At 62.8% G+C, this 25,623-nt stretch carries 18 protein-coding genes; 14 read left to right on the forward strand and 4 right to left on the reverse strand.

What is annotated here, in order from left to right; all coding sequences use genetic code 11:
* The 5 genes from Mhypo_RS03800 to Mhypo_RS03820 all read left to right on the forward strand — a co-directional run.
* Positions 1–1,076: TolC family protein (locus Mhypo_RS03800; RefSeq protein WP_147371338.1), on the forward strand; the 1,076-nt coding region annotated here is incomplete at its 5' end.
* Positions 1,073–2,077 carry a TolC family protein gene (locus tag Mhypo_RS03805; RefSeq protein WP_119339979.1) on the forward strand — a complete coding sequence of 335 codons (1,005 nt, stop codon included), beginning with the start codon at positions 1,073–1,075 and terminating at the stop codon, positions 2,075–2,077. The genes Mhypo_RS03800 and Mhypo_RS03805, both read left to right, overlap by 4 nt.
* Complete coding sequence (locus Mhypo_RS03810; RefSeq protein ID WP_119339980.1) at positions 2,077–3,294, forward strand: efflux RND transporter periplasmic adaptor subunit; 1,218 nt, start codon at positions 2,077–2,079, stop codon at positions 3,292–3,294. The genes Mhypo_RS03805 and Mhypo_RS03810 overlap by 1 nt, the downstream gene beginning before the upstream one ends.
* Positions 3,295–3,502: 208 nt before the next feature.
* Positions 3,503–6,856: an efflux RND transporter permease subunit gene (locus tag Mhypo_RS03815; RefSeq protein ID WP_119339981.1), complete on the forward strand. Its 3,354-nt coding sequence runs from the start codon at positions 3,503–3,505 to the stop codon at positions 6,854–6,856.
* Between the two features lie 63 nt (positions 6,857–6,919).
* On the forward strand, positions 6,920–7,663 hold the full coding sequence (locus Mhypo_RS03820; RefSeq protein WP_119339982.1) for an alpha/beta hydrolase: 744 nt from the start codon (positions 6,920–6,922) through the stop codon (positions 7,661–7,663).
* Between the two features lie 3 nt (positions 7,664–7,666).
* Here the strand turns inward: Mhypo_RS03820 and Mhypo_RS03825 are convergent, their stop codons facing one another.
* The gene (locus tag Mhypo_RS03825; RefSeq protein ID WP_119339983.1) at positions 7,667–8,509 is read right to left on the reverse strand and encodes an SDR family oxidoreductase; all 843 of its coding nucleotides are present in this window, start codon (positions 8,507–8,509) and stop codon (positions 7,667–7,669) included.
* Positions 8,506–8,877 carry a holo-ACP synthase gene (gene acpS, locus Mhypo_RS03830; protein ID WP_119339984.1) on the reverse strand — a complete coding sequence of 124 codons (372 nt, stop codon included), beginning with the start codon at positions 8,875–8,877 and terminating at the stop codon, positions 8,506–8,508. Before acpS ends, Mhypo_RS03825 begins: the two co-directional genes overlap by 4 nt.
* Before the next feature lie 20 nt (positions 8,878–8,897).
* On the opposite strand from acpS, the gene rsmF reads away from it, so the two are divergent.
* Positions 8,898–10,271, forward strand: a complete 1,374-nt coding sequence (gene rsmF, locus Mhypo_RS03835; RefSeq protein WP_119339985.1) for a 16S rRNA (cytosine(1407)-C(5))-methyltransferase RsmF — start codon at positions 8,898–8,900, stop codon at positions 10,269–10,271.
* Positions 10,272–10,643: 372 nt separating this feature from the next.
* Here the strand turns inward: rsmF and Mhypo_RS03840 are convergent, their stop codons facing one another.
* The gene (locus Mhypo_RS03840; protein WP_119339986.1) at positions 10,644–10,865 is read right to left on the reverse strand and encodes a transcriptional regulator; all 222 of its coding nucleotides are present in this window, start codon (positions 10,863–10,865) and stop codon (positions 10,644–10,646) included.
* A gap of 183 nt (positions 10,866–11,048) precedes the next feature.
* On the opposite strand from Mhypo_RS03840, the gene murA reads away from it, so the two are divergent.
* Positions 11,049–12,332, forward strand: coding sequence for a UDP-N-acetylglucosamine 1-carboxyvinyltransferase (gene murA / locus Mhypo_RS03845; protein ID WP_119339987.1), 1,284 nt, complete (start codon positions 11,049–11,051; stop codon positions 12,330–12,332).
* A 165-nt stretch (positions 12,333–12,497) separates the two neighbouring features.
* Positions 12,498–13,596, forward strand: a protein-coding gene (gene prfB / locus Mhypo_RS03850) for a peptide chain release factor 2 (protein WP_119339988.1) whose coding sequence is annotated in 2 segments (ribosomal slippage) — positions 12,498–12,548 and positions 12,550–13,596 — 1,098 coding nt in all. Because the reading frame shifts where the segments join, the coding sequence is not laid out codon by codon here.
* A 557-nt stretch (positions 13,597–14,153) separates the two neighbouring features.
* Here the strand turns inward: prfB and acs (Mhypo_RS03855) are convergent.
* Positions 14,154–16,100 carry an acetate--CoA ligase gene (acs, locus tag Mhypo_RS03855; protein WP_119339989.1) on the reverse strand — a complete coding sequence of 649 codons (1,947 nt, stop codon included), beginning with the start codon at positions 16,098–16,100 and terminating at the stop codon, positions 14,154–14,156.
* Between the two features lie 183 nt (positions 16,101–16,283).
* Here acs (Mhypo_RS03855) and Mhypo_RS03860 point away from each other — a divergent pair, with 183 nt between their 5' ends.
* The 6 genes from Mhypo_RS03860 to Mhypo_RS03885 all read left to right on the forward strand — a co-directional run bounded on the left by Mhypo_RS03860 (position 16,284) and on the right by Mhypo_RS03885 (position 25,600).
* Positions 16,284–18,923 carry an AMP-binding protein gene (locus Mhypo_RS03860; RefSeq protein WP_119339990.1) on the forward strand — a complete coding sequence of 880 codons (2,640 nt, stop codon included), beginning with the start codon at positions 16,284–16,286 and terminating at the stop codon, positions 18,921–18,923.
* Positions 18,924–19,069: 146 nt separating this feature from the next.
* A complete protein-coding gene (acs, locus tag Mhypo_RS03865) occupies positions 19,070–20,953 on the forward strand; it encodes an acetate--CoA ligase (RefSeq protein WP_119339991.1) in 1,884 nt (627 codons plus the stop codon).
* Positions 20,954–21,305: 352 nt separating this feature from the next.
* Positions 21,306–21,560: a DUF4212 domain-containing protein gene (locus Mhypo_RS03870; RefSeq protein WP_119339992.1), complete on the forward strand. Its 255-nt coding sequence runs from the start codon at positions 21,306–21,308 to the stop codon at positions 21,558–21,560.
* Positions 21,561–21,570: 10 nt separating this feature from the next.
* Positions 21,571–23,298, forward strand: a complete 1,728-nt coding sequence (locus Mhypo_RS03875) for a sodium:solute symporter family protein (protein ID WP_119339993.1) — start codon at positions 21,571–21,573, stop codon at positions 23,296–23,298.
* Between the two features lie 66 nt (positions 23,299–23,364).
* Positions 23,365–23,790: a hypothetical protein gene (locus Mhypo_RS03880; protein ID WP_240637106.1), complete on the forward strand. Its 426-nt coding sequence runs from the start codon at positions 23,365–23,367 to the stop codon at positions 23,788–23,790.
* Positions 23,791–23,794: 4 nt separating this feature from the next.
* The gene (locus Mhypo_RS03885) at positions 23,795–25,600 is read left to right on the forward strand and encodes a putative nucleotidyltransferase substrate binding domain-containing protein (RefSeq protein ID WP_119339995.1); all 1,806 of its coding nucleotides are present in this window, start codon (positions 23,795–23,797) and stop codon (positions 25,598–25,600) included.
* Positions 25,601–25,623: the final 23 nt, after the last annotated feature.

Here is a 25,623-nt window from a genome sequence, read left to right on the forward strand (position 1 = left end):
CCAACCCCCTCAACCCCCAGTGCATCGCCCTGCCCACCGATGGGCGGCAAATAACCCTGGGCCTGACCTTTACCCCGTTTCCCTTTGGCGATGTATCGGATGCGGCCAATCAGGCTGCTTTGGGGGTCGAGCAGGCTGCGCTGGGCTTGCGGCAGGCCCGTACCCAGCTCGAGGCCCAGGCTGTCGAGAGCGCCCTGCGGGTGCGCCTGGCCGAATCGGGCCTCGAGGTAGCCCGCCTTGGGGTGCGGCTGGCCCAGGCCAACCTGGAGGCCACCCGGCTGCGCGAAAGCCGGGGAGCCGCCAGCCCAAGCGAGGTACGCCAGGCCGAGGCCAACCTGCGGCAAGCCGCCCTGCAGCAAGCCGATGCCGAGCGCAACCTGGCCCTGGCAAAGCAAAGCCTGGCCGACCTCATCGGGCAAAGCAGTGCCACACCCCCCCGCCTGGCGGTGCCAGCCGAGGGTGTTCCGCCCCAGGTGCGGCAAGCCGAACTGCAGGTAGCCAACGCCCAGATTGGCTTCGACCGGGCCGTGCGCGGGGTGCTGCCGGTAGTACAGGGCAGTTACACGCGCAACACCTCCGACAACGACTCGCTCACGCTGTCCATCAACTCCCGTACCCTGCAGCCCAGCCTGAGCTACACCAACCAGTCCCAGGGCCGCAGCGCCCCACAGGATCGCATTGTGGGCACCCTGCAAATCGGGCTTTCGGCCAACATTGCTTTTGGGGTGCTGGACGCCCTCGAGGCAGCCCAGAAGCAGGTGGATGCGGCCCGACAGGCCCTCGAGGCCGCACGCCGCAACAGCAAGCTCCAGGAGGATTTGCTCCGCTCCTCCTTGCAAACCGCCGAGCAAGGCCTGGCCAATGCCCTGCAAGCCCGCGCCGACGCTGAACGCAGCCTGGCTGAAGCCCGCGAACGCGAGCGGCTGGGGCTCTCGAGCCCCCTGGCTTCCCTCCAGGCCGAGCTAGCCCTGGCCCAGGCCCGCCTTGGCGTTGAACAGGCCGAACTCAGTCGCACCCAACGAATTTTGGATCTGTACCGTTTTTATGCCCTGCCCCTCAGCGAGGTGAACCGATGAAAATGGCTCTTGCCACCCGTTTGATTTCCCTGGTTGCTGTGTTTCTAACCCCCTTCACCCTGTCTCAGGCCCAGAACCTGACCCTCGAGGCCGCGCTGGCCAGGGCCGCCGAGCAAGCCCCGGTAGCAGCGGCCAAGGCCGAACTAGACGATGCCAGCGCCAACCTGCAAAGGGTGCTCTCTGACCCACTTCTAACCCGCCCCAGCAAGGTACAGGCCGAGCAGCGGGCCGCACTGGCCCAGGCCAGCTACGAGCGGGCACTGGTTCAGGCCCAGAGCAGCATTGTTGGGGCGTATGCGCAGGTACTCGAGGCCCAGTTGCAAGTGCGCCTGGCCCAGAAGGCCCTCGAGGTAGCCACCCGCGGCCTGGAAATTGCCCAGATTCGCCAGCGCAACGGCTCCGGCACCGCCCTGGACGTGCGCAACGCCCAGAACCGCCTGGACGACGCCCGCAGCAACCTCACCCGGGCCGAGAACGGGCTGGCCCTGGCCCAGGCCTCGCTGCGAAGCCTGGTGGGTGCGTTCTCCACGGTAGCGCCGTTGCCCAATCCCCCTGCCCTGCCGGAAGCCACCTCCGTGCAAGGGCTGCTGGCTAAAAACCCCGACGTCATCCAGGCCCGCCAGCGAACCGAGCTGGCCAACCTCCAGGTGGAACTGCTCGACCCCAGCTACGCGGCCCAGGCCGAGATAGCAGCCGCAAAGTCGCGGGCCGAGCAGGCCAGTGCGGGCGCTCGGGAAATCGAGCGGGGGCTGGGGCTGCAATACGACTCGCTGTACCAGAACCTGCAGGCCGCCGCTCGGGCCCTGGCCGTGCAACAGGCCGCCCTGGCCAACGCCCGCGAAGCCCTGGCCAACGATAAAAAGCGCCTGGACGCCGGGCTGATTAGCCAGGTGGCCTACCTGCAGACCGAGCTTTCCTTCATCCAGGCCGAGCTGGCCGCCCAGCAAGCCTTGGGCAACTACTGGCGGGCCTACTACAGCCTGCTGGCGGGAGGGCGCTAATGGAAAAGTCGTCCTACAGGGTTTGGCTCTGGCTGGGGCTGGTGGTGTTCTTGCTGGCCGGGTGCGGGCCGCGCCGCGCCGCTTCTTCAGAAAGCCCTGCCCCAGAAACGCCGGTGTCTCGAAGCATTAAGGTGCGGGTGGTGCAAGCCGAGCGGGGGACGCTCAGTACCATGCGCACCACCGGGGCTACCCTGTCGCCGGTACGAGAAAGCCAGGTCGGGGCAACAGCCTCGGGCAAGGTGCTGGAGGTGCGGGTAGCCGAGGGTAGCCGGGTGGCCCAGGGCCAGGTGGTCTTGCGGCTCGACCCGGCCAACGCCCAGACAGCCTTGCGCAACGCCGAGCTGGCCTTGCAGCAAGCCCAGGTGAACCTCGAGCGCGCCCAGCGCTCCACCTCCGGCTCCCTGGCGCCGTTGCAAGCCAGCCTGGAGTCGGCCCAGGCCAACCTCCAGGTAGCCGAGCGGCGCTATGTGGAAGGGCAGCAGCTTTTCAAGGCCGGGGCCATTTCGCAAGTTGAGCTTACCGGCCTCGAGGCCGCCTACAACCAGGCCCGGGCTGCCTTCGACAACGCCCGTGAAAACCTGGCCCGCACCCAAAGGGCCTCCAGCGAAGACCTGGCCTTGCTCCGCCTCCAGGTGCAGCAAGCCCAGAACCAGCTGGCCCAGGCGCGGCGGGCCGTGGCCGATACCGAGGTGCGGGCTCCCTTTGCAGGGGTGGTGGTAGAAATATTCGTGAACCCCGGCGAGTTCGTTTCGGCGGGGCAGCGGGCCTTCCGGCTGGCCGATACCAGCCAGCTCGAGGCCACCTTCCGCCTACCCCCCGAGGAGGCCGCCACCTTACCTCTGGGAACCAGGGTAGAGGTGCTTTATGGCGGTAATAACTACCCCGCCACCCTTCGCAAAAGCAGCAAAGTGCCCGGCACCGATCGCCTCGTCGAGCTGACGGCCCAGGTAGAAGGCAGCCTGCCCCCCGGGGCCAGTGTACAGGTACGCTACAGCCTCTCCCTGGCGCAGGGCAGCCTGCTGCCGGCCGGGGCCCTGCGCACCGAAGGCCGCAACACCTATGTTTTCGTGGTGCAAGATAACAAGGCCGTGCGCACCCCGGTGCGGGTGCTGGGCGATACCGGAACCCGGGTGGCGGTTGAAGGGGTCAACGGGCCGGTGGTTTTTCCGGTGCCCTCGAGCCTCTCCGACGGCGACGCGGTGGAGGTGGTACAGTGAGGGTTCGCCAGGCCCAAATCTATATGAACCCTTTGCCTTCTCCCCTTGCGGGAGAAGGTGACGACACCCCACCGGCGCCATTACGCTTCATTACAGCGACGCCATTGACTGGAGCGGGGGTGTCGCCGGATGTGGGGCACATGAAACGCCGCTCAAAAATAACCCTTCAGGTTGGGTTGGTATTAGCACAGCAGCAGGGGGTGCTGGCATGAGCCAGAAAGAACGTAAAAACCCACAGCCCGAAACCGGCGATAAACCGGAGAACCCGGTCATTGCGTTCTTTGTCAAGCGCTTCGTGTTCTCCACCGCGGTATTTCTGGCCATGGTGCTCTTTGGCCTCATCTCGGGCAGCCGGGTGGGGGTAGACCTGCTGCCCCGCTTCGAAATTCCGGTGGTGGCAGTCACGACGGCCTACCCCGGGGCCGGGCCCGAGGAGGTCGAGCAGCAGATAAGCCGGCCCATCGAGGATGCGGTCTCGACCCTTTCCGGCCTCGACCAGATCGCTTCGCTCTCGGGGGAGGGCTTCTCCCAGGTGATCGTTTCGTTCGAGTTTGGCCAGGACATCAACCGCGTGGCCACCGACGTCTCCCAGCGGGTGGCGGCAGTGCGGGGCCAGTTGCCGCGCGATGCCCAGGCTCCGGTGGTGCAGCGCTTCGACCCCGCGGCCGCGCCCATCCTGTTCATCGCGCTGTCCGCCGAGGGGCGTGACCTGCGCGAGGTGGCCAAGTACGCCAACGACGTGCTCAAGCCCCGTTTACAGCTTGTTTCGGGGGTGGCCGATGTGCAGGTGCAAGGCGCCCCCGACCGCCAGGTGCAGGTGCTGCTGGATCCATACAAGGTAGCCAGTTACAACCTTTCCCCTGCCCAGGTGGTGGGGGCCATCCAGGCCTCGTCCCTGGCCGTGCCCGCGGGCACCCAGAGCGACCAGGGGCAGCGCCTCCTGTTCACCATGCGCAACACCCCCGCCACCCCGGAAGAGGTGGGGCGCATTCTGGTAGACCCAGCCCGCGGCCTTCAGGTGCGCGATCTGGGCGTGGTGCGCGACACCCAGGCCGAGCCCACCCGCTTGACCCGGCTCAACGGCCAGCCGGTAATTCCCCTGGCCATCCGTAAAACCCCCGACTCCAATGCCGTAGCGGTAGCTCAGGGCATCAAGCGCACCCTGCAGGAAGCCCGCCTGCCCCAGGGCTACCAGGCCCGCATCGTGGGCGACACCACCACTTTCATCGAGAACACCGTCAACGATACCTTCCGCGAGGTGCTGCTGGTTGCAGCCATCGTCTCCTTCATCACCCTGATCTTTCTGGGCAAGCTGAACTCGGTGTTCAGCGTGGTGCTGGCCATTCCCATCACCATGTCGGGCGCTTTGATCGTGTTTGGCTTGCTGGGCTTTACCTTCAACATCATCAGCCTGCTGGCTATCATCGTGGCGGTCGGCATCGTGGTAGACGACTCCATTGTGCTGGCCGAAAACATCGAGCGTTACCGCAAGATGGGTTACGACAACCTGCAAGCGGTTCTAAAAGGGGCCACCGAGGTGCTCTCGGCGGTTTCGGCGGCCACCCTCTCGCTGCTGGCGGTGTTCTTGCCGATTAGCTTCCTGCCGGGCATTATCGGCGAGTTCTTCCGGCAGTTTGGCATCGTGCTGGCCGCGGCCATTGCGGTGAGCTGGCTCGAGGCCCTGTTCTTCCTGACCGTGCGCCTGGCGTATTTCCCCGACCCCGAGCCCCCAACCTGGCGGCAACTGGGGGCCCGCTTCCTGGGTCTGGGCCAGGACCTGCGCTGGGGGCTGCGGTTGCATGTCTACCGGCAGCCAGGCCTGAGCTGGGAGCGCCGCCTGTTCAATATTCTGATCACGCCCGTCACCCTGCTCCTGGCCCCCTTGCGCTGGTTGTTCTCGGTGATTTTTGGACTGGCTGGGGCCATTACCGGCAGCCTGCACGGGGTTTCGGAGCGGGTATTCCTGGGGCTGCGCGAGTTGTATGCCCGCACCCTGGCCGCAGCCCTGAAGCGAAGCGGTCTGGTGCTCTTGCTGGGCCTGGGCTTCTTCCTGAGCATTGGCTATGTAGGCCCCAAAATTCCTTTCAACTTCACCGCCAAAAACGATAACGGCCAGATGAACGTGGATCTGGTACTGCCCAAAGGCACCGCCCTCACCGAGACCGATGCCCTCGCCCGGCGGCTCGAGGGCTGGCTGGCGACCCGGCCCGAGGTTCGGGCGGTGCTCAACACCGTGGGCAGCTCACAAAACATCCTGGGCGCGGGCAACCCCGAACGGGCCCGCCTGGTAGTTGAGCTGGTCAATAAAGATAAGCGTCAAAACGTCTACGACCTGCTGCCCATCTACCGCGAGGCCCTGCAAAAACTGCTCGATGACCGGCCCGAGGCCGACCTGCGGGTGACCGTGCCGGAAGGGGGACCGGGCGGCGCCGCCGACCTGCAGTACACCCTGACAGCCCCCAGCCCCGCGCTGCTAGCCGAAAAGAATCGCCAGGCTCTCCAGGTCATGCGGCAGCTCCCCTACCTCATTGATGTGCGCAGCAGCCTCGAGGAGACCGCCAGCGAGCGGGTACTAGTGCCCAACCCCAACAAGCTCCAGGGCACCGGCCTGACCCCCAACGACCTCGCCCAGACCCTGCGCATTTACAACGCCGGCACCGAGGCCGGCAACCTGCGCTCCGGCGGCGACGATATCCCCATCGTGGTCAAGGCCGACCCTCGCTTTGTGCCCGACCAGTCCAGCCTGCTTTCGCTCCCGGTGGCCGCGCCTGCTCTACGGAGCAGCTTGCCCCTAGGCAGCCTGGGACAGTTCGAAAACCGCCAGACCCCCGCCCAGCTTTCGCGCACGAACCAGGCCTTCTCCACCGGCATCAACGCCAACCGTGCGCCCGGCACCGAGGTCGGCACCTTCCAGCTTTCCAACCTGGTGCGCCAGGAGCTGGAAAAAGCTGGGGTCTTTACCGATGGGGTGCGCCTTGAGACCCAGGGCTCCACCGCCTTCGTGGGTGACCTGGCCCGGAGCGCCCCCATTGCCTTTGGGCTGGCCCTCCTGCTCAACTTTCTGGTGATCTCGAGCCAGTTCAACACCTTCCGCTACCCGCTTTACCTGCTCCTGCCCGTACCGCTCGCGCTAGTGGGGGCCTTCTGGTTCCTCTACTTCTTCCGAAGCGGCCTGGACGTGGTTTCGGTGCTGGGGGTGGTCATTCTGATTGGCCTGGTCACCAAAAACGCCATTCTGCTGCTGGACTTTGCGGTGCGCGAGGCCCGCGAAAAACCCCTCTACGATGCCTTGGTGGAGGCGGCCCGGCTGCGCCTGCGCCCCATCCTGATGACTACCCTGACAGTGCTGATGATCTCCATACCCCTCATCGCCGCGGCTGGTGAGGGCTCGGAGTTCCGCAAGCCCCTGGGCATCATCATCCTGGGCGGGGTCTCGGTTTCGATGCTGCTGACGCTGTTTGTGGTGCCGGCTGCGTTCTACCTGTTCGAGCGAAAACGCTACGAGAAGCTGCGCCAGGAGCGTACCAGCTTACTGGGTGCCGCACCAGCGGTGGGGGACTAAAACACCTCCAGGCAGCACACCCGCGCTGACCCCTACGCCCTGTCCCCTGTTCGCTACGCATTTATGAGCAAATACCGCGTTTTCTGGCTGGTTTTCTTTGGAGGTTTGCTGCTTTTTGCCGGGGCCATGGTCTGGTACACCCGGCAGGCCCTCAAACCTTATCCGGCAAACCAGGCTGCTCAAGCAGCCCTACAAACCGATGCCCAGGTGCAGGTACGCGCCGCCCCCTACGGCTGGGTCTTCCTGCCACAAGGGCCGGTCAAGGGCGGGCTGGCCTTTTATCCGGGGGGTCTGGTCGAACCCCAGGCCTATGCCCCCGTGATGCGTCGAATTGCCCAGGGGGGATACCGGGTAGCGCTGCTCCAGGTGCGCTTTAACCTGGCCGTCACCGAGCAAGGCAAGGCCCGCCAGGCCATCGCCGAGGCGCCCGACCTGCCCTGGGCGGTGGGGGGGCATAGCCTGGGCGGGGTGGTAGCCTCCAACTTTGCCGACAGCAACCCCAGTGTAAAAGCCCTGGTGATGTGGGCGGCCTACCCGCAAAACAACCTCTCGGGAAAGCGCATTCCCACCCTGGCCCTCTTCGGTGAAAAAGACGGGGTGATTCGGCAAGAACAGCTCCAGGCCGCTCAGGGTAAGTTCCCGCAGGGCACCCTTCGAGAAACCATCCCCGGCCTCAACCACGCAGGGTTTGGTTCGTACGGCCCCCAGCGTGGCGATACCCCCGCCACCATCGCCCCTGAGGCCGGCTGGGATGAGGTTGCCAAACGAACCGAGGTCTTCCTGGATCAAGCGCTGAGCGCGCCTTGAGGTTTACCGCTGCCCAAAACGGCGCCCGGCGATAAAGCGGTCTACCCAGCGGTCGGGCAACACACGTGCCAGAAGGGCCCCTGCTCTGGCATCGCGCCCCACCACATAGCGGGTTCTGGGACGGGCCGCAGCGAGGGCCTGCGCCACCACCCGGGCTACCTCGTTGGGGTGTAAACCGCTGCCATCTTGCGCCCGGATGTAGTTCAGGATGCCGTCAATGGCGCGGCCGTACAATCGGATGGCTTCCGGGGGCAGTTGTTGTTTGAGCGCCTCGCCCCAGGCCACCCCCTTGCCCCAGATGGGGGTTTGGATGTTGCCCGGCTCGATAATCGAGACCTCTATTCCCCACGGCCCCAGCTCCCGTCTGAGGGCATCGCCGATGGCCTCGAGGGCAAATTTAGAGGCGGCATAGGGCCCCATCAGGGGTGCAGCCACCCGCCCGCTGATGGAGCTCATCAGCACCACCCGCCCCCTGGCTTTTCGCAGCAGGGGCAAAAAAGCCTGGGTGACGGCCACCTGCCCCACCACGTTGACCTCCAGCACCCGCCTGAGCTCCTGCAAGGGCAAGAACTCGAGCGGCCCCGCCACGGCAATCCCAGCGTTGTTCACCAGACCATCGAGTTGGGACACCTGGCTAAAGACAAACTGAGCCGCTTCGCGAATAGAGGTTTCGTCCATCACATCCAGCAGAACCGGCCTGAGGTGGCCTTTTGACTTTTGTTTGAGCGCCTCGGCATCGGTGTTTTTGCGCACCCCAGCAAAAACCCGGTAGCCCCGATCCTGCAGCCACAAAGCACAGGCCTCTCCAATGCCGCTGGAGGCGCCGGTAATCACAACGGTTTTCAAGCTTCCACCCTTTCCAGCACCACCATGGCCAGGGCGTAGTGCTTCTCGTGCGAAAGCGAAAGATGGGCCCTCAAGCGACCTTCTTCCAGCCTGGCGCGTAGCTCTGGAGCAAAACCCAGGCCTGGTTTAGGCCCTTGCATCTCCACCCAGACCTCGAGCCAGCCAAAGGATTCCGGCCAGCACTTCTGAAAGGCTTCCTTGGCCGCAAAGCGAACCGCCAACGAAGGGATCGGATCGGCCCTGGCCAGGCAGTAGGCGATTTCGGAGGGAACAAAGTGGCGCTGCAAAAAACGCTCAGCATGACGCGCCCAGACCCGGCGCAGGCGCTCGAGCTCTACAATGTCGGTTCCAATGGCCACGATGGACATCGGTTAGCATTGTAAGCGCTGTGCTGCCTAAAGCCTTCCTGACCCGAATGTCCGAGCTGTTGGGCGAGGAATTCCCCCATTTTTTGCAGGCCCTCACCGGGGCCGACCGCAGCTATGGCCTGCGGGTCAACACCCTCAAGCTAAGCCCTGAGCAGCTTTTACAGATAAGCCCCTGGAATCTGGAGCCCATTCCCTGGTCGCCTGAGGGCTTCTACTACCCCGCCGAGGCTCGCCCGGGGCCCCACCCTTACTACTACGCCGGGCTTTACTACATCCAGGAGCCTTCGGCCCATGCGGTCGGGGTGCTGGCCGATCCCAGGCCGGGGGAGCGGGTGTTGGATCTGGCCGCCGCGCCGGGGGGCAAAACCACCCATCTGGCGGCCCGAATGCAGGGCCAAGGGCTCCTGGTTTCCAACGAAGTGGATCTCGGCCGGATGCGCGGGCTGCTGGAAAACGTCGAGCGCTGGGGGGCCCACGTAGCGGTGGTCTCGGCGCCGGTGGAAAAGCTGGCCTGGGCCTGGGGGGCCTACTTCGACAAGGTGGTGCTGGATGCACCCTGCTCGGGCGAGGGGATGTTCCGCAAGGACCCCGAGGTGGTGCGTCACTGGGGGCCGGGGGCCCCGGCGCGGGCAGCACGGGTGCAACAAAGCCTGATTGCGGCGGCAGGCGAACTCGTGCGCCCGGGGGGTTTGCTGGTTTACTCCACCTGTACCTTCGCTCCCGAGGAAAATGAGCAGATAATTGCCCAGTTCCTGCGGAATCCTGGCTGGGAACTCGAGGACGCCCAAATCCACCCCTCCTTCGCACCGGGGGTTCCGGTTTGGGGCGATGGTAACCCGGCCCTGGCCCGAACCGCGCGGCTGTGGCCGCACCAGCTGCGGGGGGAAGGACACTTTTTAGCCAAACTTCGCAAGACCGAGGGCGAAGAAAACCACCCGGCCCAGGAGCAAGCCCCGCCGCTATCCCGTGAGGTGCGGGCGCTGTGGGAGTCCTGGCGCGAGGAGCACCTGAAAGGGGACCTCAGGGGGGAAATCCTCGAGCGCGCCGGACACCTTTACCTGCTGCCACCAGAGCTGCCCAGCCTGGCGGGCATCAAAGCCCCAGCGCCAGGGCTCTATCTGGGGGAAGCCCGGGTGGGAAAACGCAAGGACGCAGGGCGATTCCTGCCAGGAAAGCCCCTGGCCCACTACCTCCACCCCAGCCAGGTCAGCAATACCCTGCCGCTGCAATCCGACGACCCCCGGGCGCTGGCCTTTGCCCTGGGGCAGCCCGTCTTAGTCGAAGGGCCGGAAGGCTGGTATCTGGTTACGCTGCAAACGCCGGTGGGTTCTTTTGGCCTGGGCTGGGGACGGCTCAAGGGCGGTGTGGTACGACCAGGGAAGGCCGGGCTATAATACCAGATTCGGTTAGTTTGTCACCCTTTGGTGACGAACTAACCCGACCGAAGTTATCCGCGTAGCGGAGGGCGATACCGCCCCTTGGAAGGGAGACGCTTTCTTCGCCGACCGACAGTGAAGGGCCATCGGCCCCCGGCTAGCGCCGGTACTCAAGGGAGGGGTGTGCTCTAGGATTCAAAAAGACAGCCTCTAGTGTTTTTGGTTTTGTAAACTGTCTTTTTGAATCCGGTATAAAACCCTTTCCATTCATATGCAGCCCCGCTCAGCATGTGCCTTGTGCGCCCAGGTGTACCACCACACCCGACCGGCTCTTGCTGTGGGGTGTCTCACTGAGGTCAGGCCCAAACAGCTTTAGAGGAGCCATAGCGCTTACTCTTCCTGGGCCTCGAGCCGCTTCAGAAGCTCCTTGAGCTGCGCTTTTTGCTGACCCTCTTCCATCCCGTCGGCAAGTTTCTCGATGGCCAGGCGCACCACCTCCGACTTGGAGACCAGCTGCTCGGGGCTGGAAAGCTCGTAGGCCAGCTTGGTCAGGAGGGCATCCTGATCATCGCTGATGACCACCTGCAATCGCTTTTTTTCCTTTTTGGGCATAACCGATATACTTTGCGGCAGTACGAGTATGGTAACGGATAAATACTCGTATGCGTTTATGACTAAACTTTAGCACGTTACATTTGTGCTTGACAATACGGTTCCAACTTACTATGCTCAATGTGAGCATGATGTGTAATATACACAACCAAGCTTGGTAGCACGCTGGAGAAGCCCTTTCTTATGGATCGAACCCTTATTATTCGCGGTGGAATTCCCCTCAGCGGGGATCTGAGAATTTTTCCCGCTAAGAATTCTGCGCTCAAGCTCATGGCGGCCAGCATCCTTACCGCCGAACCCGTGACCCTCGCCGAGGTTCCGCGCCTGCGGGACATCGACGTTTTACTCGAGCTCCTGGGCCACCTGGGTACCCGCCACGCCTGGGAGGGCCGCACCCTGCATCTGCACACCCCGGAAATCCGCTCCACGCAGGCACCCTTCGAGCTTGTCAGCAAGATGCGGGCCAGCTTCAACGTACTGGGGGCGCTGGCCGCCCGGGCCGGGGAAGGCACCGTACCGCTGCCGGGGGGCTGCAACTTCGCCGAACGTCCGGTAGACCAGCACATCAAGGCCCTGCGCGGCCTGGGTTTCGAAGTCTCCACCGAGATTACCGAACAAGGGGTGGCCTATACCGTGCGCCGCCACAAACCCGCCTCGGGCCGGGTGGTCTACGACCTGCCGACCCTGGGGGGCACCGAGCAAGCCCTGATGGCCGCAGCCCTGGGCGGCGAGGCCGTTTTGGTCAATACTCCACAGGAACCCGAGATTGTAGACCTGTGCAACTTCCTGAGCAAAATGGGCGCCGAAATCAAGGGTATTGGCAGCAGCATCCTGCACATCAAGGGCAAGCCCAGCCTGCGCGGAGTCAGCTACAGCGTGATCCCCGACCGAATCGAAGCAGGCACTTACCTGTTTGCAGCGGCGGCCACCAGAGGCTCCATCACCCTGTCCAATGTGGAGCCTTTCCACATGGATGCGGTGCTAGACAAGCTCATTCAGTCGGGCCACCGCATCACCACCGGCAAGGACTGGATTCGCCTCGAGTCCACCGCACATCCCCAGCCCTTCAACCTCGAGGCCCGCGAATACCCCGGCTTCATCACCGACCTGCAACCCCCTGCCGCAGCCTACCTGGCTACCGTACACGGCACCTCGCTGGTCTCGGACCGGGTCTACCCCGACCGCTTTACCCACGCCAGCGAGCTGGCCCGCATGGGGGCCGATGTCACCCTCAAAGACCGCACCCTGATTATTCAGGGGCGCCAGCTTACGGGTGCCGCCGTGGAGGCCCGCGACATCCGTGCCGGTGGCGGCCTGATAATCGCGGCCCTGGCCGCCGAGGGCGAGAGCCATATCGCCGGCATGAAGTACATCGAGCGTGGATACGACGACATCGAAAACCGCCTGCGCTGCCTTGGCGCCCAGGTAGGGGTGCAGGTGCCCGAGCTGGCTTTGGCCGCGGACTGATTGATTCTGGCCGGGCAAAGCTTTCCCGTTTCTCCGCAAATCCTGGGGATTATTGCGCCCGTGGGTCACCCCCGGGCTATTGTTGTGCTGTCGATTGAAGGCCATCGGGGGTAGACCCCCGGCTGCATTTGACGTCTGCCCTCCGAAACCCTAGACTCAGGTGCTATGGATTTGCAGACCCTCCAACACCGACTCGAGGCCCTTCGGGGGTATCTTTGACATCGCTGGTAAGGAAGCCCGCCTAGCCGAACTCGAGCAACAAATCAACGATCCCCACCTCTGGAACGACCCGGCCCACGCCCGCAAGGTTTCGCAGGAGTCGGCCCGGCTGCGCAGGGTGGTGGAGGGGTTCAAGCGCCTGGAGTCCGACCTGCAGGGGCTTTTGGAGCTCTGGCCGGAGCTTATGGCCGAAGAACGGGAGCAGATGCAGCCCGAACTCGAGCGGGCCGGACGCGAGCTCGAGGACCTCTACCACCAGACCCTGCTCTCCTTCCCCTACGCCGAAAACGCCGCCATTGTAACCATCAAACCCGGCGCAGGCGGCACCGAGGCCTGCGACTGGGCCCAGATGCTCTATCGCATGTACACCCGCTTCGCCGAGCGCCACGGCTTTACCCTGGAGCTCATTGACCTGGAGCCGGGAGCCGAGGCCGGCATTGACTACGCGCAGTTCATTGTGCGAGGCGAGAACGCCTTTGGACTGATGTCCCCCGAAGCCGGGGTACACCGCCTGGTGCGGCCCTCCCCCTTCAATGCCCAGGGCAAGCGCCAGACCAGCTTTGCCGCGGTAGAGGTCATGCCTGAGGTAGACGAATCGGTGGATATACAGATTGCCCCCGAAGACCTGCGCATAGACGTAATGCGCTCGCAGGGCAAGGGCGGCCAGGGTGTGAACACCACCGACTCGGCGGTGCGGATAGTACACCTACCCACCGGCATCATCGTGAAGTGCCAGGTGACCCGCAGCCAGCAAAAAAACAAAGAGATGGCCATGAACATCCTGCGCTCCAAGCTCTTCGAGATTGAGTACAAGAAAAAGCAGGAAGAACTGGCCCGGCTCAAGGGTGAGGCCCGCCCCATTGAGTGGGGCAGCCAGATTCGCAGCTACGTGCTGGATAAGCAGTACATCAAGGACCACCGCACCGGCGAGATGCGCCACGACCCCGAGAACGTGCTGGACGGCGACCTGGAAAGCCTGATCTGGGCGGGGCTCGAGTGGAAAGCCGGCCGAAGAGAGACCGTGGCCGCAGCTGAGGATGAGTAGGCACTGGGAAGTCGCCATCTCCACCCAGCTAGAGAAACATCCTTTCGCCGAAGATACACTGGCCAAGCGCACCATCCGCAAAGGCGAAGTCGCCCCTGCTCTTCAAAGACTTGGCCGCCCGCGAAAACAAGAAGGGCCAAAGAGACCTGCCTCACCGCGGTGACACCAACTTTGATGGCCAGTTATCTTTGGGAGCCGCTCCTATGTCCCCTCATCCGGCGACACCCCAGGTGTAGAGAGTTGCGTTCCCATCACTGGTAAATAGGGTGGTCGGGGTGTTGCCACCTCCCGCCCAGAGAAGGCACGGGGTTCATGGTGGATTTGGGGTGATACGCTTTCTTCGCAGCGAAGTGGGGTGGCACACTGGTCTGCATTGAGTCTGGGCACAGACGCATTCTCGTTTTTGCGGGCAGCAACGTCTATGAAGGGCGCGATAAGCACCGGTGGGCCAAACCCGGCCCACGGGTGCTTGGGTTTCAAGTTTCTAGGCAGCAATAGTCTTGGCTGCAACTAAGGGTTCCTGATCCTGGGGGAACAAGACCTGTGTTACGAGCACTCTATTGCGCGGGTGTTGCTTTAAGCCGCTCCACCACCGCCCGGTCTTCCAGGGTGCTGGTGTCGCCCTTGATCTCCTCGCCCGAGGCCACCTGTCGCAGCAGGCGGCGCATGATTTTGCCCGAGCGGGTTTTGGGCAGGGCATCGGTCAGACGAATCTCGTCGGGGCGGGCGATGGCCCCTATGGCCTTGACCACGTGGGCCTTGAGCTCGCTGGCCAACTCAGCGCTAGGGGTCTGGCCGGTTTTGAGGGTTACGAAAGCCACAATGCCCTCGCCCTTGATGGGATCGGGGCGGCCCACCACCGCGGCCTCGGCCACGGCAGGGTGCGAGACCAGGGCGCTCTCCACCTCCATGGTGCCCAGGCGGTGACCCGAAACATTGAGCACGTCGTCCACCCGGCCCAGAATCAGGTAGTAGCCATGCGCATCACGCCGGGCCCCATCGCCGGTGAAATAGTTGCCGGGGTACTGGGCAAAGTACTGGCGCTCGAACCGCTCAGGGTCGCCCCAGACGGTGCGCAGCATGGAGGGCCAGGGTTTTTGGATAATCAGATGGCCGCCCTCGTCGGGGTTGTTCACGGGCTGGCCGGAGGTGTCTACAATTTCCGGCTGAACGCCAAAAAAAGGCTTTCCGGCATGGCCGGGCTTCATGGGGTGCACCCCCGGAAGGGTGGTAATCATAATGCCGCCGGTCTCGGTCTGCCACCAGGTGTCCACAATGGGGCAGCGCTCCTTGCCAATCACCTTGTAGTACCACAGCCAGGCTTCGGGGTTGATGGGTTCCCCCACCGAGCCCAGCAAGCGCAGGCTGTCAAGGTTGTACCTGCGGGGCCACTGCTCGCCCCACTTCATGAAGGCGCGGATAGCGGTGGGAGCGGTGTAGAGAATGCTCACGCTGTATTTTTCGATGATGTTCCAGATGCGACCCTCGTCGGGGGCGTTGGGGGCCCCTTCGTACATGAGGGTGGTGGCCCCGTTTTGCAAGAGCCCGTACACCACATAGCTGTGGCCGGTAATCCAGCCCACGTCGGCGGTGCAGAAGTAGGTGTCGGTGTCCTTGAGGTCGAATATGTACTGGGCGGTCAGGTAGGTGTAGACCGAGTAGCCGCCAGTGGTGTGCAGCACCCCCTTGGGCTTACCGGTAGAGCCCGAGGTGTAGAGGATAAAAAGTGGGTCTTCGGCGTCCATGGGCTCGGGCGGGCAGTCGGGGGAAGCATTGACCATGAGCTCGTGATACCAGTGGTCGCGGCCCGGCTCCATGTGTACCTCGTTTCCGCAGCGCTTGACAACCACCACATTCTCGATGGTCTTGGCGTCCGCTAAGGCCTCGTCGCTGTTGGCCTTGAGGGGCACCACACTCCCGCGCCGCCAGCCGCCATCGGCGGTAATGAGCACCTTGGCCTGGGCATCGTTGATGCGGTCGGCCAGCGCCGAAGCCGAAAAGCCGCCAAACACCACCGAGTGCACCGCGCCGATGCGCGCACAGGCCAGCATGGCAATGGCAGCCTCGGCAATCATGGGTAAGTAGATGGTGACGCGGTCACCCTTCTTGACGCCGAGCCCCTTGAGCACGTTGGCGAACTTACTTACCTCGCGGTGGAGTTGCTGGTAGGTCAGGGTGCGTGAGTCACCCGGCTCTCCCTCGAAGATGATGGCGGCCTTGTTGCCGCGGGTGGCCAGGTGCCGATCCAGGCAGTTGTAGGAGAGGTTGAGCTGGCCGCCAATGAACCACTTGGCGTTGGGGGGGTTCCACTCGAGCACCTTGTCCCAAGGTTTGAACCAGTGTAGCTCCGAGGCCACCCGACTCCAGAACTGCTCGGGCTGCTCGAGGCTCTCGCGGTAGAGGGCCTCGTAGGCCTCGAGTTCGCGGATCCGGGCCGACTGCCGGAAGGCTTCAGAGGGCTGAAAAACGCGTTCCTCTTTCAAAACCGCTTCTATTTTTTCCATATTCGACTCTCCAGCATTCAACAAGCACCGGTTCTTTTGCAAGTGAGCATAGGCGGCCTGAATGGCAACGTCAAGAAAAAGCCGGCTTTGGCAAATGTACGAAATAAGGCATTACTTGACAGTCTGTTGTAACATCGCCATCATATCGCCAGAAACATCTATTGCACCACCGATCGGATTGCTATGGCCCAAAGCCGTAAACTCACCACCGTTCAGGCCGCTTTGCGGGTTCTGGCTTACCTGGCCGAACACCCAGAAGGGGTGGAGGCCGCCAGACTGGCCGCTTTCCTGGGCAAAAGTCTTTCCACCGCCTATGCCCTGCTGGCCAGCCTGGTTTCGGAGGGTTTCGCCGAACGGGAGGGTAGCACCTACCGGCTATCCAGGACAGCCCTGGCACCTGCCCCGACCCGCCTGGCCGAGCCAGAGAAGCTGAGCGATGCACTGGAAGAGCTGTACCTGCGTACCCGTGAACGCTCCTATCTGGCCTTGCTCAACCACGAAGGCAAGCTGCGTCTGTCTACCAGGGGACGGCAGGGTTTGCCCAAGCTGGCCGGGCTGGAAGAGCAGGTATTTGAGGGTTTTCATGCCCTGGCCCTGGGCAAAGCCGTCTTGGCGTTTCTAGATGCCGAGGCCCAAGCACCCCACCTGCAAAACCTCCGGGCCTTTACCCACCTCACCATCACCGACCCCCTGACCCTCGAGGAAGAGCTGACCAAGGTGCGCCAGATGGGGTTTGCGGTAGAACTCGAGGAACATGCCGATGGCATCTCCGGGGTAGCCGCCCCCATCTTTGGCCCGGATGGGGTAGTGATGGGCGCTTTGGGGGTGGTGGTGCCCTCGAGGCGGTTTCCCTACGCTTTTACCCGACTGGTACAGGCCGTGCAGGAGGTAGCCCGGGCGGCCTCGAGCCGTTCGCGGGTGGAACCACCCCAGGGCGAAGCCAAGCCTCTTCCACCCAGCGAGCCGGTTTACCTGGGTTCGGCCAGCGAAGAGACTCCGGTCTGGGCCCCCAAGGCTTTAGTTGATCAGGCCAACCTCCAGGATTACCCTTCGGAGTACCGCAAAAGCCAGGAGCACCCCGAGGCCTTTTGGGGGGCCTGGGCCGAGCGGTTTCACTGGTTCACCCCCTGGAGGCAGGTACGGGAAATTAGCCCCCCCAACCACCGCTGGTTTGTGGGAGCCACTACCAACATCACCTACAACGCGCTGGATCGACACGCCGAGGGCCCCCGCCGCAACCAGCTGGCCCTGATTGCCCTGGCCGGCGATGGCAACGTTCACAAACTGACCTACCGCGAACTGCGCGACCTGACCGCCCGCCTGGCCGGGGGACTCTTGTCGCTGGGCATCAGGCCCGGCGACCGCGTGGCGGTCTATATGCCCACCGGCCTCGAGATGGCCCTGACTTTTCTGGCCTGTGCACGCATTGGGGCGGTGCATGTGGCGGTTCCTGCGGGGTTGGGGAGCCAGGCTCTACGCGAACGCTTGCAGGACACCGGGGCCCGTTTGCTGGTAGCCGCCGACCGCATGTACCAGGGCGGGCGCACCCTTCACTTCACACACCTGATCGAAGAGGCCACCCAGGGCCTGGACGTACCGGTGCTTTGGTTTAGCCGGGGGGGTGCTCGCAGGTCGCTGGAGTTTTGGGATTTGCTCGAGGCCCACCGCCCCACCACCAGGGCCCTACCAGTGGACAGCGAACACCCCTTGTTCATCCTGTACACCTCGGGCTCCACCGGCAAGCCCAAGGGCGTGGTGCACGTGCACGGGGGCTATATGGTGGGTATCACCTACCACCTGCGCACCCTGTTTGACCTGAAGGAAGGCGAAATCTCCTGGGCCACCGCCGACCTCTCCTGGATTGTGGGGCACAGCTACGGCCTGTACGCCCCTTTGCTCGAGGGCCTGACCACCGTACTGCGGGCCGAACGGCTCGACTACCCCGACCCCAACAGCTTCTACGAGACCCTAGAGGACTGCGGGGTCAACGTCCTGATCATCAGCCCCACCTGGCTGCGCACCCTGCGCAAACACGGCGACGAGTTTGCCCAGAAGGCCCACCTGTCCGACCTGCGGCTGGTGGCCAGCGTGGGCGAGTACCTGGCCCCCGAGGTCTGGCACTGGGCCGCCAAACACCTGGCCCACGTGGTGGATAACTGGTGGCAGACCGAGACCGGCGGGCCCTGCCTCTCCACGCCCCTCTGTATGCCCGCCAAGCCCGGCAAGGTGGGTTTTCCGCTGCCTGGGGTCGAGGTGCAGGTGGTGGACGCAGCGGGGCGCGAACTTCCCCCGGGTCAGAAGGGCCATCTGGTCATCCGCCGGCCATTTCCTCACTTTATGCGTACCTTTTGGAACAACGACGAGCGCTACGTCGAACAGTGGAGCCGCATCCCCGGCTGCTACAGCACCGGTGATATCGCTGTGCGCGACAGCGAGGGCTACATAGCCCTCCTGGGCCGTTCGGACGATGTGATTAAGGCCGGTGAAATGCGCATCGGCACGGCTGAAATCGAGGGGGCCATGCTTTCGCACCCCTCGGTGGCCGAGGTTGCAGCAGTCGGGCTTGCCAACCCCGAGCTAGGCGAGGTGATTAAGGTGTATGTGGTGCTTAAAACCCGCGAGGCGAGCCTCGAGGTTCGCACCATCCTGGCCGACAAGCTACAAGCCCACCTGCGCCGACAGCTTGGTAGCATCCACCTCCCCACCGAGGTTGAAATTATCGATCAGTTGCCCCGAACCAAGAGCGGCAAAATCCTGCGCCGCCTGCTCAAAGCCCAGGAACTCGGCGACGATCCAGGCGACCTCTCCACGCTAGAACCATGAAGGCGTATCCGAGCGCTTACCAAGCCGTCGTCCTTTTGCTTGTGCCGGTGCAGTTCAGGCGGCCCATTCCGGGAACTTGCTGCCCCTGAACCAAAACGGCATTTGTCCCTCAGTCCCTCTGCAAAGATAAACCCTCAGGAGGCCCCATGGAACTCGAGCAACTGCTAAAATCCAAGGTCAGTTACCAAGCCCCCGCCGCCTTACGCCAAAATGCCAACATCCCGGACTTCTGGGCCGAATATAACCGCAGCCTACAAGACCCCGAAGCGTTTTGGGGTGAGCAAGCCCGGCAGTTTCACTGGTTCGAGCCTTTTGAGCGGGTGCTCGAGTGGAACTTCCCCGACCACAGGTGGTTTTTGGGTGGGCAGACCAACATCACCTACAACGCCCTGGACCGCCATGCCAAAGGCGCCAAGCGCAACCAGGTGGCCCTTTTGTACCTGGGCGAAGACGGCAGCGAGCAAAAGCTTACCTATGGTGAGCTTCTGGATCGGGTTTCGCGCCTGGCCACCGGGCTAAAAAGCCTGGGGGTGCAGAAGGGCGACCGGGTAATTATCTACATGTCGCTCACCCTGGAAGGTGTGATGGCCATGCTGGCCTGTGCCCGCATTGGGGCCATCCACTCGGTGGTGTATGCGGGCCTGGGGGTTTCGGCCCTACGCGAACGCATTACGGACGCAGGGGCCAAACTCGTCATCGCAGGGGATGTCTCCTACCGGCGGGGCAAGCCCGTGGATCTGGAATCCATTGTCCTCCAGGCCATCGAAGACCTGGACGTGCATACGGTCTGGTTCAGCCGCAGCAAAGCGGTTCCAGAGGGGCCGCGCTTCCACAATTTCAACCAGCTGCTCTGGTCGCACAAGCCCGAAGCTGAGGCCGTTCCCCTGGACAGCGAACACCCCCTGTTCATCCTTTATACCTCGGGCTCCACCGGCAAGCCCAAGGGGGTGGTGCACGTACACGGGGGCTACATGGTGGGCACCGCTTACCACCTGCGCTCATTCTTCGACGTGAAGGACACCGATGTCTACTGGGCCACCTCGGACATCGGCTGGATTGTGGGGCACAGCTATATTGTGTACGCACCGTTGCTGATGGGCATTACCAGCGTCTTGCGCGAGGGCGCGCCCGACTACCCCAACCCGGCAGCCCTCTGGCAGGCTGTGGAGCGGTATCGGGTGAATGTAATGTTCACCGCCCCCACCGCCGTGCGCATGTTCATGAAGTTTGGGCCCGAGTGGCCCGCTCGGCACGACCTCTCTTCGCTGCGGTTCATTGGCGTGGCCGGCGAACCGCTCAACCCCGAGGCCTGGCAGTGGGCGGTTGAACACCTGATGGATGGCGGCCGGCGCGGTTTTGTGGCCGACAACTGGTGGCAAACTGAGCTGGGCGGCCCCACCCTGGGTACCCCGCTGACACTGGAGGGCAAGCCCGGTTTTGTGGGTGTGCCTCTGCCGGGCGTGGAAGCAGCAGTGGTGGATGCCGATGGCAACGAGGTAGCACCCGGAACAGGGGGTTTGCTGGCCCTCAAGCGCCCGTTCCCCCACATGATGCGCACCGTTTGGGGCAACCACACCCGCTATACCCAGTATTGGACGGAATTCCCCGGGAACGTCTATGCCGCCGGCGACGTGGCCAGCAAAACCGCCGAGGGCTACTTCACTGTGCTGGGCCGCGCCGACGACGTGCTCAACGTAGCCGGGCACCGCATCGGCACGGCAGACGTGGAGAGCGCCCTGGTCTCGTACCCCGCCGTAGCCGAGGCCGCCGTGATTGGGGTGCCCGACCCCATCAAGGGTGAAAACATCAAAGCTTTTGTGGTACTGCGGATGGGGCACGAAAAAACCGAAGCGCTCAAGACCGAAATTGTGCAGCACGTGAGGCTCGAGCTCGGCCCCATCGCTACCCCCAGCGAGCTGGTGTTTCTGGACAAGCTCCCCAAAACCCGCAGCGGCAAAATTCTTCGGCGCTTGCTCAAAGCCCAAGAGATGGGGCGCGATCCCGGCGATCTAAGCACGTTGGAAGAGTAGCTTTTGATAAGCCCTAGTTATGAGCTGATAAGGGATTCCCCTCTATCCGTTGCACAAAAGGCCTCGAAGGCTACCTCGAGACATGCAGGGGTGTACTACTTAGATTCAGCGCTCAAACCGCATTGCATGGACAAATCCTGCGCTGCGCTTTTCCTCCAGCGAAGCTACGTTCGACTCGAGTGCGGCTCTCATCAATCAAATAAAAGCGACGACTTTCGCAGATATACAAAAACATCAAATAACTTGCCAGACTACAATCTCGGTGTTAGATTCATGGCGCAAGTCTGAAAAGCGCTAAAGCGACCACCCCAATGGCTCTGGTGGCCGGACTTGTGTTACATGGAGGTTAGGCATGGATAAAGCTAAGGCCGATGCGTACTGGAAGGCCAACATCAGCCTGATCCGTAACCTGCTTATCGTATGGGCAGTGGTTTCTTACGGGTTTGGCATTCTGTTGGTTCAGCCCCTCAACAACATAAAGCTCGGGGCCGTTCCGCTGGGCTTCTGGTTTGCCCACCAGGGTTCCATCATCATCTTCGTCATCTTGATCTTCATCTACGTTTCGCAGATGAACAAGATTGACCAGCAGTTCGACGTGCACGAATAGGGGGCTGCTCATGAGCGTAGAACTCTGGACCTGGATCATTGTGTTGCTGACTTTTGGCTTGTATGTGGGCATTGGAATCTGGGCGCGGGTGCGCGAAACCGAGGGCTTTTATGTAGCCGGACGCGGCGTCCCCCCCATTGCCAACGGCATGGCCACCGCCGCCGACTGGATGAGCGCCGCCAGCTTCATCTCGATGGCGGGGCTCATCTCATCCCTGGGCTACGACGGCACCATTTACCTGATGGGCTGGACCGGCGGCTACGTGCTGCTGGCCTTGCTGCTAGCCCCCTACCTGCGCAAGTTTGGCAAGTTTACCGTGCCCGACTTCGTAGGCGACCGCTACTACTCCCAGACCGCGCGCATTGTGGCAGTGGTGGCCGCCATCTTTGTGTCCTTTACTTATGTAATCCCGCAACTGGTTGGGGTGGGTACGGTTTTTGCCCGCTATCTGGGTGTACCCAGCATAACAGGGTTGTGGATTGGGGTGGCTGTCACGGCGCTTTTTGCAGTGCTGGGCGGCATGAAGGGCATCACCTGGACCCAGGTAGCACAGTACACCGTCTTGATTATTGCTTACCTGATTCCCGCCTTTGCCATTGCCAGCATCCTTACCGGCAACCCCATCCCCCAGCTGGCCCTCACCTTTAGCGATATCACCACCCGCCTGAACCAGTTGCAGGTGGACTTGGGCTTTACCCAGTACACCCAGCCGTTCCAGCGCTTCGACATGCTAAACATATTACTCATCACAGCATGTTTGATGTTCGGCACGGCGGGTCTACCCCACGTGATTATCCGCTTCTACACCGTACCTACCGTGAAGGACGCCCGGGCTTCCGCTGGCTGGGCCCTGCTCTTCATCGCCCTGCTCTACACCACCGCTCCGGCCATCTCGGTATTTGCGCGGTACAACCTCATCAACACCCTGCACGGCAAATCCTTTGAAGAAGTGCGGCAAATCGACTGGGTGGCCAAGTGGGAGAAAACCGGCCTGCTGCGCTTCGTAGACAAGGACAACAACGGCATCGTCACCATCGCCAAGGGCAACGCCTTCAAGTTCATTCCGGGCACGACCCGCCCCGACGTGAATAACCCCGATACCGCCAGCGCCAACGAGGTCTTTATCAACAACGACATCATCGTGCTGTCTACCCCCGAAGTGGCCAAACTGGCTCCGCTAATCATTGCTCTGGTGGCGGCTGGAGGTCTGGCGGCAGCGCTTTCCACAGCCTCGGGGCTTTTGATTGTTATTTCCTCGGCGCTCTCGCACGACCTGTACTACCGCATCATCAATCCGCGGGCCACCGAGAGTCAACGCTTGCTGATCGCCCGTATCGGCATCTTGTTGGCTGTACTGATTGCCGGGTACTTTGGGCAAAACCCGCCGGGCTTTATCGCCCAGTTGGTGGCCTTTGCCTTCGGGCTTGCTGCGAGTAGTTTCTTTCCCACTATACTGCTGGGCATCTTCGATAAGCGCACCACCCGCGAGGGGGCCATTGCCGGGATGATTGTGGGGCTGGTTTTTACGGCAAGCTACATCATCGGCACCAGCTACTTTGGCATGCCCCGCTGGTTCCTGGGCGTGAGCCCGGAGGGTATCGGCACGGTGGGCATGGTGCTGAACTTTGTCATCACCTACTTTGTCTCCCGCATGACCCCCGAACCTCCTAAAGAAGTGCAAGACCTGGTGGAGTCGGTACGGATTCCACGCGGCGCCAAAGACGCCCATTATCACTAGCTAACCGCCGGGGTGGGCAGACGCCCACCCCAGTTTTTTGGGTAATATCACCCTATGGCTGGCAACATGGAATCTGCAAAAAAGAGTCCTGTTTACGTGCCCCCCGACCTTACCCTGCGTTTGTTGAGGCTTTTGCTGGGGATTTCGGGGTTTTTGTTTTTGTTTTATACCGTGGGCCACTACCTGACCGGCTGGCCCTTCCCCACCCCCATTGACCTGCTGCGTATCGCCTCGGCGGTGGTGCTGGGCGGCTTGTTGGGTCTGATTTTTTCCCGTTTTTGGCCACTGCCCCCCAAACCTGGCCTGGAGCGCATTTTCCGCATCTTCTTTCTTTTGCTGCCCGCCCTGCTGCTTGGCTATGCCTTGCAGGTGTTTTTGGGGGCCAATCAGGCCCTGAGCATCATCCTGCCTCTTTCGGCCTGGCTTGGCTCGGGGTTGATTATTCGTCTACCGGAAGAGGGGCAAAAGGCTCCAGAAAAGTCGGCAAAATAGGGCTGTGAACCCGATTGAGTTTGTTCGTGAGCAAGCGCCATTTCACCTGCTGCCAGATGAGGCCCTGCATCAGGTAGAACGCGGCCTGGAGATTACTTTTTACCCCAGGGGAAGCAAGGTTTTAGCGCGCAACGGCCCCAAGAGCGAGCATTTGTATATGATTCGCAAGGGGGGGGCACGCCTCGAGCGCGACGGGCAGCCCGTGCTGCACCTTGAAGAAGGGGAGCTATTCGGCTACCCTTCCCTCCTTTCGCAGGACGCCCCCGCTTTTGACGTGGTGGCTGAGGAAGACCTGCTGGTGTACCGCTGGCCCTGGGCCGTATTCCAAAAGCTGCTGGGGTACCCCGCTTTTGCCGAGATGTTTACCCGGGGGCTGGCCGAAAGCCTGCGGCTTTCCACACGGGCCGAGGGGTTGGGCCTGGTCAATGTCGATATGGCCCTGCCGGTTGGGGAGCTAGTCACCCGGCCCCCGGTGTTTGTGCCCCGCTCCTTTACGGTGGGCGAAGCAGCCCAGGTCATGCGCAGCCACCAGATCAGCTCGGTGCTGGTTGAGGGCGAGCCCACCGGCATCCTGACCGACCGCGACCTGCGCAACCGGGTGCTGGCGGCCGGTAAGGGGCCCGACACACCCCTGCAAGAGGTGATGAGCGCCCCGGCCAAAACCCTGCCCGCCAGCACCCCGCTGTTCGAGGCCCTTTCGTTCATGGTGCGTCAGGGCATTCATCACCTGCCCCTGGAGCAAGACGGGCAGATTATCGGCCTGATTACCGACACCGTCTTCATGCGCCAGCAGACCAAAAGCCCCCTCTACCTGCTGCGGCGGCTCGAGCGCACCCGCAACCCAGGCGACCTGGCAGGCTACGGCCAGGAGCTCTCAGGTGTGGCTGAATCGCTCTTGCTGGGCGGGCTGGGCGCCAGCGAAATTGGTCGCAGTGTAAGCGCCCTCAACGACCAGCTTGTTCGTATTCTGCTTGAGCTGGCCGAGGAGCGGCTGGGGCCGCCCCCCACCCCCTACGCCTGGATCGTCTTTGGTTCCGAAGGGCGCATGGAGCAAGCCCTCCTCACCGACCAGGACAACGCCCTGGTCTACCAGCAGGACGCCCCCGAGACGGCGGCCTATTTTGAGCAACTGGCAGACTTTGTGGTGAATGGCCTGATTCAAGCCGGCTTTCCCCCCTGCCCTGGGGGTTATATGGCCACCCGGTGGCGCAAATCGCTATCCGAGTGGGAGCAGCTCTTCCGGCACTGGCTCGAGGCCCCCAAACCCCAGGAGCTGCTGGAAGCACAAATTTTCTTCGATTTTCGCGCGGTGCATGGGGAACTCTCGCTCGAGCCCCTCGAGCGTATTCTGGCCCAGGGGGCCGAAAAGGGCATCTTCCTGGCCCAGCTGGCCAGGGCCTCGCTGCAGTTCCGCCCGCCCATTGGATTCTTCCGCCAGATCAAGGAGGAAGACGGCGGGGTCGACATCAAAAAGGGCGGCATCGCCCCCATCGTGAGCCTGGCCCGGGTCTATGCCCTGGAGGCCCGCAGCCTGGCCAAAGGCACCGTGGAGCGTTTACAGGCCGCGGCTCGAGAGAACAAACTTAGCCAGGACGGAGCCGAGACCCTTATCGAGGCCTTTGGATTCCTGATGCGACTGCGCCTGCGCGAGCAGCTGGTGGCGCTGCGCCGCGGCGAGACGCCCAGCAACAAGGTGCCCCTGGAAAGCCTCTCGCCCCTCGAGCGCCGGCATCTCAAAGAAGCCTTCTCGCAGGTGCGCGAGATGCAGGAGGCCATGAGCCACCGCTTCCACACCGACCGGCTGGGTTAATCACATCCAGCACCCGTCGCGAT

Source organism: Meiothermus hypogaeus (assembly GCF_003574035.1).
Lineage (GTDB): Bacteria > Deinococcota > Deinococci > Deinococcales > Thermaceae > Meiothermus > Meiothermus hypogaeus.